The sequence below is a fragment of the Cellulomonas sp. P5_C6 genome (assembly GCF_054049635.1).
This window is the reverse complement of the sequence record NZ_JBFULZ010000170.1, coordinates 1-9,056: the sequence shown is the minus strand read 5'-3', so window position 1 is coordinate 9,056 and position 9,056 is coordinate 1. Positions and strand designations below refer to the sequence as shown.

At 72.3% G+C, this 9,056-nt stretch carries 9 protein-coding genes; 1 reads left to right on the top strand and 8 read right to left on the bottom strand.

Annotated features, from left to right (window positions below; all coding sequences use genetic code 11):
• The 6 genes from ACXJKG_RS16380 to ACXJKG_RS16355 all read right to left on the bottom strand — a co-directional run.
• On the bottom strand, positions 1-726 hold a 726-nt coding region (locus ACXJKG_RS16380; protein ID WP_456846809.1), incomplete at its 3' end, for a PfkB family carbohydrate kinase.
• Positions 723-1,634, bottom strand: a complete 912-nt coding sequence (locus tag ACXJKG_RS16375; RefSeq protein WP_456846808.1) for a carbohydrate kinase family protein — start codon at positions 1,632-1,634, stop codon at positions 723-725. The genes ACXJKG_RS16375 and ACXJKG_RS16380, both read right to left, overlap by 4 nt.
• The gene (locus tag ACXJKG_RS16370) at positions 1,631-2,515 is read right to left on the bottom strand and encodes a carbohydrate ABC transporter permease (protein ID WP_456846807.1); all 885 of its coding nucleotides are present in this window, start codon (positions 2,513-2,515) and stop codon (positions 1,631-1,633) included. The genes ACXJKG_RS16375 and ACXJKG_RS16370 overlap by 4 nt, the downstream gene beginning before the upstream one ends.
• Positions 2,515-3,480, bottom strand: a complete 966-nt coding sequence (locus ACXJKG_RS16365) for a carbohydrate ABC transporter permease (RefSeq protein WP_456846806.1) — start codon at positions 3,478-3,480, stop codon at positions 2,515-2,517. Before ACXJKG_RS16365 ends, ACXJKG_RS16370 begins: the two co-directional genes overlap by 1 nt.
• A gap of 2 nt (positions 3,481-3,482) precedes the next feature.
• A complete protein-coding gene (locus tag ACXJKG_RS16360) occupies positions 3,483-4,808 on the bottom strand; it encodes an ABC transporter substrate-binding protein (protein ID WP_456846805.1) in 1,326 nt (441 codons plus the stop codon).
• Between the two features lie 32 nt (positions 4,809-4,840).
• Entirely contained in the window at positions 4,841-5,725 is an 885-nt protein-coding gene (locus ACXJKG_RS16355) for an SIS domain-containing protein (RefSeq protein WP_456846804.1), read from the bottom strand.
• A gap of 137 nt (positions 5,726-5,862) precedes the next feature.
• On the opposite strand from ACXJKG_RS16355, the gene ACXJKG_RS16350 reads away from it, so the two are divergent.
• Complete coding sequence (locus ACXJKG_RS16350) at positions 5,863-6,930, top strand: amidohydrolase family protein (RefSeq protein ID WP_456846803.1); 1,068 nt, start codon at positions 5,863-5,865, stop codon at positions 6,928-6,930.
• A gap of 4 nt (positions 6,931-6,934) precedes the next feature.
• Here the strand turns inward: ACXJKG_RS16350 and ACXJKG_RS16345 are convergent, their stop codons facing one another.
• Positions 6,935-7,783 (bottom strand): class II fructose-bisphosphate aldolase, encoded by an 849-nt coding sequence (locus ACXJKG_RS16345; protein WP_456846802.1) that lies wholly within the window; start codon positions 7,781-7,783, stop codon positions 6,935-6,937.
• A partial coding sequence (melA, locus tag ACXJKG_RS16340) for an alpha-galactosidase (RefSeq protein ID WP_456846801.1) occupies positions 7,780-9,056 on the bottom strand: 1,277 nt, incomplete at its 5' end. The genes melA and ACXJKG_RS16345, both read right to left, overlap by 4 nt.

The window sequence follows — 9,056 nt, the reverse complement described above, 5'->3', positions numbered from 1 at the left end:
GAACTGACCGACCACGCCGGGCAGCGCGGCTGCGAGGGTGCGGGTGCCGTCGGTGGCGCGCAGGCCGGCCACGCCGTCGGTCACCACCACCAGCGAGCCTGTGCGGGCGTACAGCGCCCCGACGAGCTCCGCGAGGGCGGTCGTCGGCGGCGCGTCGAGCAGCTCGCACGCCTCGGCGCGGTTGATCTTGAGCAGGTCCGGGCCGCGCGTCAGGCCGCGCAGCGCGGGCCCGTGGCTGTCCACGGCCAGGCGTGTGCCGGCGGGGATGCGCGCCGCGAGCTCGCCGAGGGCGTCGGGGCCCAGCCCGTCCGGGAAGCCGCCGCTCACCAGACACCAGCCGGGGCGGTCGTGCAGGGTCGCGACGAGTGCGTCGAGAAACGCGTCGTACACCGCGCGGGACACCGGCGTCGCGTGCTCGTAGATCTCCGTGAGGCCGCCGTCGGACCGCGCGTGCACACTCGTGCACGTCCGGGTCAGCTCGCCGCCGTCGACCACCCGCAGGTCGATCCCGTCGGCGCGCGCGAGGTCCGCGACGACCGTGCCCGTTCCCCCGCCGAGCACCGCGACGGCCGCGGCCGTCGAGCCCAGCAGAGCCGCGGCGCGGGCCGCGTTGAGCGCCTTGCCGCCGGCCACGCGGTGCACCTCGAGCGGCCGCTGGATGCCGGACAGCTCCTCGACCAGGTACGTGACGTCGAGGGACGGGCTGACGGCGGCGGCCGTGATCATGCGACCCCGAGGTCCGCCAGGGAGGCCTGCCGCCCGGTCCCGCCGCTGCCGAGCGTCGACAGCGAGCCCGCCGCGGTGGCCCAGCGGAGGCGCTCGGCCTCGTCGGCGACCCCGTGCGCGAGGGCGGCGAGGTAGCCGGCGTCGAAGCTGTCGCCCGCGCCGGTGGTGTCGACGACGTCGACCGACAGGCCGGGGGCCTGGACGAACGCGCCGGCGGCGTCGAGGGACCAGCCCCCGTCGGCACCGGCCTTGACCACGACCCGGGGTCCTCGACGGGCCAGGTCCCGCGCGATGTCGGTGTCGGAGCCGGAGCCGAGGGCGCGCAGCTCGGCGAGGTTCGGCAGGAACACGTCGACGAGCGGCAGGAGCTCGAGAACGCCGGTCCACCGCTCCGCCGGRTCCCAGTTGGTGTCGAGGCTGACGGTGACTCCGGCGGCGCGGACCTCCGACAGGAGCCCGGGCAGCTCGGCCGCCAGCGTCGGCTGCAGGAAGTACGACGCGACGTGCAGGTGGGTCGCTCCGGTGGCCGCGAGCGCGGCGCGGACGTCGGACGCGCGCAGGGTCGGGATGGTGCCCGGCACGGTGAGGATCGCGCGGTCGTCGGGAGCGGACAGGATCACCGACAGGCCGGTGGGCACGACGGGATCGACGACGACGTGCGTGGTGGAGACCCCGGCGGCGGCGAGCCCGTCGAGCTGGAACCGACCGAAGGCGTCGTCGCCCACGCGTGCCACCAGCGACGTCGGCACCCCGAGCCGCGCGATGCCGCAGGCCGCGATCGACGCGCTGCCGCCCAGCACCAGCTCGCCGGAGTCGACCAGCTGCTCGGCCTGCCCGAACCGCGGGACCACGTCGCCGCGGAGCACGAGGTCGACGTTGGCGTCGCCGGCGACGAGGACGGCCCTCATCCCTTGAGCCCCGAGAAGGTCATGGTCGCGATGAACTGCTTCTGCGCGATCACGAAGAACGCGATGAGCGGCAGGGTCGCGACGACGTTGCCCGCCATGAGCAGCGACCAGTCCGTGCGGCGGTCGCCCTGGAAGTTGGTGATGCCGAGCTGCAGCGTGAAGCTGCTCGGGTCGTTGATCGCGATCAGCGGCCAGACCAGGTCGTTCCAGGAGCCCAGCAGCGTGAAGATCGCCAGGGTCGCCAGCGCCGGCTTGGCCAGCGGGAGCACGACCCGCCAGAACACCGCGAGGCGGGAGCAGCCGTCGAGCACCGCGGCCTCCTCCAGCTCGGCGGGCAGCGACAGGAAGAACTGCCGCATGAGGAAGATGCCGAACGCCGAGGCCAGCCACGGGACGATCGCGGCGCCGAGGGTGTCGATCAGGCCGACCTTCGCGAACATCACGTACGTCGGGACCATGAGCAGCTGGGTCGGGATCATGATCGTCGCGACGATGGCCAGGAACCCGAACGTGCGGCCGGGGAACTTCAGCCGTGCGAACCCGTACCCGGCGAGCGAGCACAGGACCAGGTGCGACGCGACGCCGACGGTCGAGACGATCACCGTGTTGAGCAGCCAGCGCAGGATGTCGGAGTCGGCGAACAGCTTGGTGAAGCCGTCGAGCGTGAGGGTCGACGGGATCAGCTTGGGCGGGAACTTGTTGATCTCCGACGCCGGCGTCAGGGCCGTGAGGAACATCTGCACGAACGGCAGCGCGAACAGGAACGCGACCGGGGCGAGCAGGAGGTGCCACCACCAGTGCCGGCGCCCGCCGCGGCGCGTGAGCCGGATGTCGTCGGGCGTGTCGGGCACCGGTGTGCGGGACAGCATCTGGACGGCCATCAGAACGCCTCGACCTTCGCGCGCCGGGAGTAGAGGACGACCCCGCCGGTGATGATCAGGGTCACCGCGAACAGGCCGTAGGCCACCGCCGAGGCGTAGCCGAACTCGAGGTTCTTGAAGGCCGTCTGCCACAGGTAGTAGACGATCGTCTGCGTCGCGTCGAGGGGGCCGCCGCGGGTGGTCGTGTAGACGAGGTCGAAGAGCTGGATGGCCTCGATGACCTGCCAGACCGTGACGAACACCGTCACGGGGGCAAGCTGCGGGAACGTCACGTGCCAGAACGACTGCCACCGGTTCGCCCCGTCGATGCGGGCGGCCTCGAGCAGCTCCCCGGGGATGTCCTGCAGGGCCGCCAGGTAGATCACGGTGGTGAACGCGGCCTGCCCCCACAGCGACATGAGCGTGATGACGACCATCGCCTGCGAGGGGTCCTCGAGCCAGCCCTGCTGAGGAAGGTGCAGGGCGCGCAGGACCGTGTTGGCCAGGCCGAACTGCGGGTTGAACAGGTACGTCGTGAGGATGCCGGTCGCCGCGGCGGAGGCCACGAACGGCAGGAAGATCGCCGTCCGGTAGAAGCCGATGAGGAACAGCGAGCGGTTGAGCAGCATCGCCAGGGCCATGCCCATGAGCACGGACGACGGAACGAAGAGCGCGGTGTAGAGGATCGTGTGGCCGACCGCGTCGCGCAGGGCGGCGTCGGTCACCATCGCCTGGTAGTTGCCGAGGCCGACCCACGTCGGCGTCGAGAAGCCGTCCCAGCTCTGCAGCGAGAGCCAGAACGCCCAGGCCGCGGGGAAGATCGACAGGCCGAGCACGATGAGCATCGCGGGGGCGACGAAGCCCCAGCCCTGCAGCCCGGCCCGGCGACGCTCCTTGCGGCGGCCCGGGGTCACCGCCTCGCGCGGCGCGTGCGCCTGCGGCAGGAACGCGCCGCGTCGCCGGGCGGGGGCGGTCGTGCTCGCCATCGTCACCCTCCGAGCGCCTTCGTCGCGGTGGCGGCGGCTGCGGTCAGCGCGTCAGCCGGATCGCCCTGACCCTGCATCACCTCGGAGATCGCCGACCCGATCGCCTCGGAGAGCTTGACGTAGCCCTTGACGGTGGGCCGGGCGTGCTTGGAGTTGACCATGTTGGCGGCCATGACGTCGAGGCCCGGCAGCGCCTCCACCTGCGCGAGGAACTCGGGCGACTGGGCCTCCGACGAGCGCAGCGGCAGGTTGCCGTACGCCACGTTCCACTTGATGTCCTGCTCCGCCGACGTCAGCCACTTGGTCAGCTCGTACGACCAGTGGGCGCGGTTGGCGTCCTTGTGGTCGAACAGCACCCACAGGTCCGGGCCGGACACGCTCTCGTGGTTGCCGTCCGTCCCCGGCAGGGGCACGACGCCGTACGACGTCTTGGCCGTCTGCAGGTCGTAGAGGGTCCAGGGGCCGGACGTGATCATGCCGATCCGGTCGCTGGCGAACAGCTCGGCCGCCTTGGTGTCGGTCTGGTCGAGGTAGATCGACTTGTCGTCGACGGCCATGTCGCGCAGCAGCGTGAGGGACTTCACGCCGGCGTCGGAGTCGAAGGTCGCGGTCTTCTGGTCGTCGGACAGGATCTCGCCGCCGTTCTGCCACAGGTGCGGCCAGAACTGCCAGGTGGTCTCCTCCGAGCCCGACACCGAGTAGCCGTAGCCGTAGGTGTTCGTGCTCGGGTCGGTCAGCTTCTTGGCCGCGGTCCGGAAGTCGTCCCAGGTCCAGTCCTCGGTCGGGTAGTCCACGCCGGCGGCGTCGAAGACCGTCTTGTTGTAGATGAGGGTCAGGTTGTCGACGACGGCCGGGAAGCCGATCGTCGTGCCGCCGCCGGGCTGGGCGGTCTGCCGGGCCGCCTCGGGGAACTCGTCCCACTTCACGTCCGGGTCCGTGACCTGCTCGGTGATGTCGAGCGTGCGCTTGGAGGCCTGCAGCTCGCTGGCCCACGAGCCGTAGGCGTAGGAGACGTCGGGGTAGGTGTTGCCTGCGAAGCCCGCGGACAGCTTCTGCAGCAGCTCGTCGGTCGAGGGGGCTCCCGACGAGATGTCGACCGTGACGTTCGGGTGCAGCTCCTCGAAGTCCTTGGCCAGACCCTCGAGGATCGTCTCGGCCTGGTCGGCCTGGCCGGTCCACCACGTGATGGTCGTCTTGGCCTCGGGGTCGAAGGTGGCGGCGCCCTGCGGGGTGCCGCTGGAGCACGCGGTCACGGACAGGGAGGCGATGACGGCGGTGGCCGCGGCGAGGGCGGCGATTCGCGTACGGGGCGAGCGCTGGGGGGACAACTCGTTCTCCTCGGGGTCGGTGGCGGTGCTCGTCAGGACAGGACGACGGAGCGGGTCAGGTGGCGCGGGGTGTCGGGGTTGAGGCCCCGGCTCTCGGCGAGCTCGACGGCGAACCGCTGGGCCTGCACGAGCTGCACCAGGGGGTCGTCGTCGGTGGCCAGGACGCGGGCGCCCGTGGCCTCGATGTCGGCGACCATCGCGGGGTCCGCGGCGCCGAAGATGGTGACCAGCGAGCCCGGGTGGGCGACCGCGATGGGTCCGTGCCGGTAGTCGAGCACCGGGTAGGACTCCGACCAGGCCTGCGCGGCCTCGCGCACCTTGAGCGCCGCCTCCTGGGCGAGCCCGTGGGTCCAGCCGGTGCCGAGGTAGACGACGTGGTCGATGCCGTCGACCGGCACCGGGAGCGGGGCGTCGAGCACGCGCTGCGCGGCGTCCACGAGGTGCTCGGTGGCGTCGCCGAACGCGGCGCGGGCGATCGCGAGGACCGTCGTCGGGAAGCGGGTCTGCACCACGGAGCTCTCGTCGGCGTAGTCGAGCAGGAGGACGTGGTCGGCCCGGCGGGCGATCGGGCTGTCCTCGACGCCGACGATCGCGGCGACGGGGGTGCCGGGCTCGACCAGCTCCAGGGCGGCCAGCACCTCGCTCGTCGTGCCCGAGCGGCTGATCACGAGCACCCGGTCGTAGGTCCGGCCCGGGCGCCACTCGGAGGCGTAGGCCGCGTCGGTCAGGCCGAGGCCGGCCTGCTCGCGCAGGACCGCGACGGACTCGGCGACGAAGGCGCTGGTGCCGCAGCCCAGGACGAGGACCCGGTGTCCCGGGGCGCCGAAGATCGCGCCGGACGTCGCCGCGTCCTGCAGGGCTCGCGCCCAGACGGACGGCTGGCTGGCGATCTCTCGTGCGGTGATGCTCTCGCTCACGGGGTGCTGCCTCTCTGCTCCCGGCTCCGGGTCCATCGCGTCGCCGTGTGCGCAATACTGCGTACCGAAGTGATCGATCCGCAATGAAACTGCCTCAAACGCTCACTCTTGGTGAGCGCCCCGGAGAGGACCGCGCCATGACCACGCCCGACTGGGCCGCCGCCGCCCACCTTCGCCTGGCCGACTGGCACCCGCGCAGCCGGCTCGCCGCGACCGCGACGCACGTCGACCGCAGCGCCGTGGCCTGCATCGACGTGCACAACCACCTCGGTCGCTGGCTCACGCCGCCCGGKTGGACCGCCCCCTCGGTGGACGAGCTGCTCGCGCTCATGGACCGACGCAACGTCGCGACGGTCGTCAACCTCGACGGGATGCACGGCGACGAGCTCGAGGCCAACCTCGACCGGTACGACCGGGCGCACCCGGGCCGGTTCCTCACGTTCTGCCAGCTCGACTGGGGGGTGCTGGCGCAGCCGGACGGGCCTTCGCAGATCGAGGCGCAGCTGCGCGACTGTGCTGCTCGCGGCGCCCGCGGGCTCAAGGTCTGGAAGAACCTCGGGCTCACGGTCCGCGACGCCTCCGGGGCGCTCGTGCTCCCCGACGACCCTCGGGTGGTCGCCGTCCTCGAGCTCGCCGGGTCGCTCGGGCTGCCCGTGCTCATCCACGTCGCGGACCCGGTCGCGTTCTTCGACCCCGTCGACGCCACCAACGAGCGGATCGACGAGCTGCAGGCCAACCCGGAGTGGTGGTTCGGGGACCGTGCGGTGCACCCGACGTTCGACCGGCTGCTCACGGCGCTGGAGTCGCTGGTGCTGGCAACGCCCGGGACGACGTACGTCGGCGCCCACGTCGGCTGCGTCGCCGAGGACCTGGACCGCGTGGAGCGGCTGCTGGCGGCCGCGCCGAACTGGAACGTCGACATCGGCGGGCGCATGGCCGAGCTGGGCCGCCAGCCCCGGCGCACCCGTCGGCTGATCGAGCGGTTCGGCGACCGCGTGCTGTTCGGCACCGACGCGTTCCCGCTGACCGACGAGGCGCTGACCACGCACTTCCGGTTCCTGGAGACCGACGACGAGGCGTTCGACTACGCGCCGGACGAGGTCGTGCCGCCGCAGGGGCGGTGGACGGTGTCGGCGCTGGGGCTGTCGGGCGACGCGCTCGCGGCCGTGTACGCGGGGAACGCGCGGCGGGTGCTGGGGCTGTAGGGCCTCAGGCGGCGTGGATCGTCGCGCAGGTGGTGGCGACGACCTGCGCGATCGCCTCGCGGGCGGGTGCGAGGTAGCGACGCGGGTCCGTCAGGGCCTCGTCGGCAGCCAACGCCTGCCTCACCTGGGCCGTCAGCGCGACGTTGAGCGCGGTGCCGATGTTGATCTTGCGGATGCCCGCGCGGACCGCGTCCTGCAGGGCCGCGGCCGGCACGCCGGAGGAGCCGTGCAGCACGAGCGGGACCGGGACCTGCTGGGCGAGGCGGGCGATCAGGTCGAGGTCCAGGTGCGCGGTCGCGGTCATCATCGCGTGCACCGAGCCGACCGCCACGGCGAGGCCGTCGACGCCCGTCGCGGCGACGAACGCCGCCGCCTCGCCCGGGTCCGTGCGGACGCCGGGCGCGTGGCCGTCCTTGCCGCCGACCTCGCCGAGCTCGGCCTCGACCCAGAGTCCGGCGGCGCGCGCGTCACGAGCGAACCCGGCCGTCGTCGCGACGTTCTCGTCGAAGTCCAGGTGGGCGACGTCGACCATCACGGACGAGACGCCGTAGCGGGCCGCCTGTGCAACTCCCTCGCGGAGGAGGTCGGCGTCCTGCAGGTGGTCCAGGTGGAGGGCGATCGGCACCGTCGCCTGCTCCGCCAGCTCGCGGCACGCGGCCAGCAGCGGGCCGATCCGTCCCTGGCGGTACCGGACCGCGTTCTCGCTGACCTGCAGGAGGCCGGGAGATCCGGCGCGCTCGAGGCCGGCGACGATCCCCTCGGCGTGCTCGAGCGTGATGACGTTGAACGACAGGACAGCGCCGCCCTTGGCGACGGCGTCGTCGACGAGGTCCCGGGTGTGCGCGGCGGTCACAGGAGGACGCGCAGGGGCTCGGGCAGGAGGTCGCCGTGGGCGGTGACGAGCTCGTTGCAGAGGTCCCAGATCTGGGCCGGGGTCAGGGTCGAGCTCGCGTTGCCGTCGACGAGCACGGCCTGCCGGACCAGGCGCGGGTCGCCGGTGCGGACGGCCTCGACCGTGAGCTCCGCGACCGACAGGTAGGTGCGGTTGAGCGCGGCGCACTGGACCGGCAGCGGCCCCATGGCGATCGGGACGAGGCCGTTGCCGTCGACGTGCGCCGGGACCTCGACGGCCGCGCCGGCCGGCAGGTTGTCGATGAGCCCGTGGTTTGGCACGTTGACGTGGATCTCGCGCGTGGTGCCGGTCAGGATCGAGTGGATGACCTGCGGCGCGTACTCGGAGGCTCCGCCCTCGAGGGGCAGGTCGCTCCCGTCGCGCAGGAGCGTCTTGGCCTGCTCGTACTCCGCGACGTTCTCGCGGCTGATCCCGATGTACTGCAGCGGCTCGATGCGGAACCGCTCGACCTGCTCGTCGTCCCGCAGGAACCACGAGAGGTACTCCGAGGAGTGCTCGCTGGTCTCGGTCGGGTAGTAGCCGATGCGGCGGAACATCTCGACGCGGACGCGGCGCTCGAGCTCCTTGTCCTCCGCGATGCGTGCCTCCAGGCGTGGGTACAGGTCTTCGCCGTCGAGGGTGGTCCAGTCGCGCAGCCAGGACTGGTGGTTGACGCCGAACGCGCGGAACCGGGTCTGCTCGACGTCGAGCCCGAGCAGCCCGGCCAGGTCGTGCGCGGTCCAGTACACGGAGTGGCACAGGCCGTAGGTGCGGATGTCGGGGGCGACCACGGACGCCCACCAGACGTTCATCGCCATCGGGTTCGTGTAGTTGAGCAGCAGCGCGTCCGGGCAGACCGCGCGCATGTCCTCGAGGATCCCGGTCAGCACGGGGAAGGTCCGCAGGGCGCGGAAGACGCCGCCGACGCCCGTGGTGTCGCCGATGGTCTGGCGCAGCCCGTGGCGGGCGGGGATCTCGAGGTCCGTGATGGTCGCGTCGATCCCGCCCACCTGGATCATGTTGATGACGAAGTCGGCGCCGTCCAGGGCCGTCTTGCGGTCCAGCGTCGCGCTGATCCGCGCCGGGTGCTCCAGCTGCTCGACCAGGCGGTGCGCGGTTCCCTCGGCGACGTCGAGCCTCTCCTGGTCGACGTCGTGGAGCGCCAGCTCCAGGTCGAGGTCCCCGAAGCGCAGGAGGTCCGCCACGAGCTGGCGGGTGAACACGACGCTGCCGC

What these genes read in the sequence shown, in the direction of transcription:
- ACXJKG_RS16370 (WP_456846807.1), bottom strand. Translation starts at nt 2,515, where the DNA reads ATGGCCGTCCAGATGCTGTCCCGCACACCGGTGCCCGACACGCCCGAC.
- ACXJKG_RS16365 (WP_456846806.1), bottom strand. Translation starts at nt 3,480, where the DNA reads ATGGCGAGCACGACCGCCCCCGCCCGGCGACGCGGCGCGTTCCTGCCG.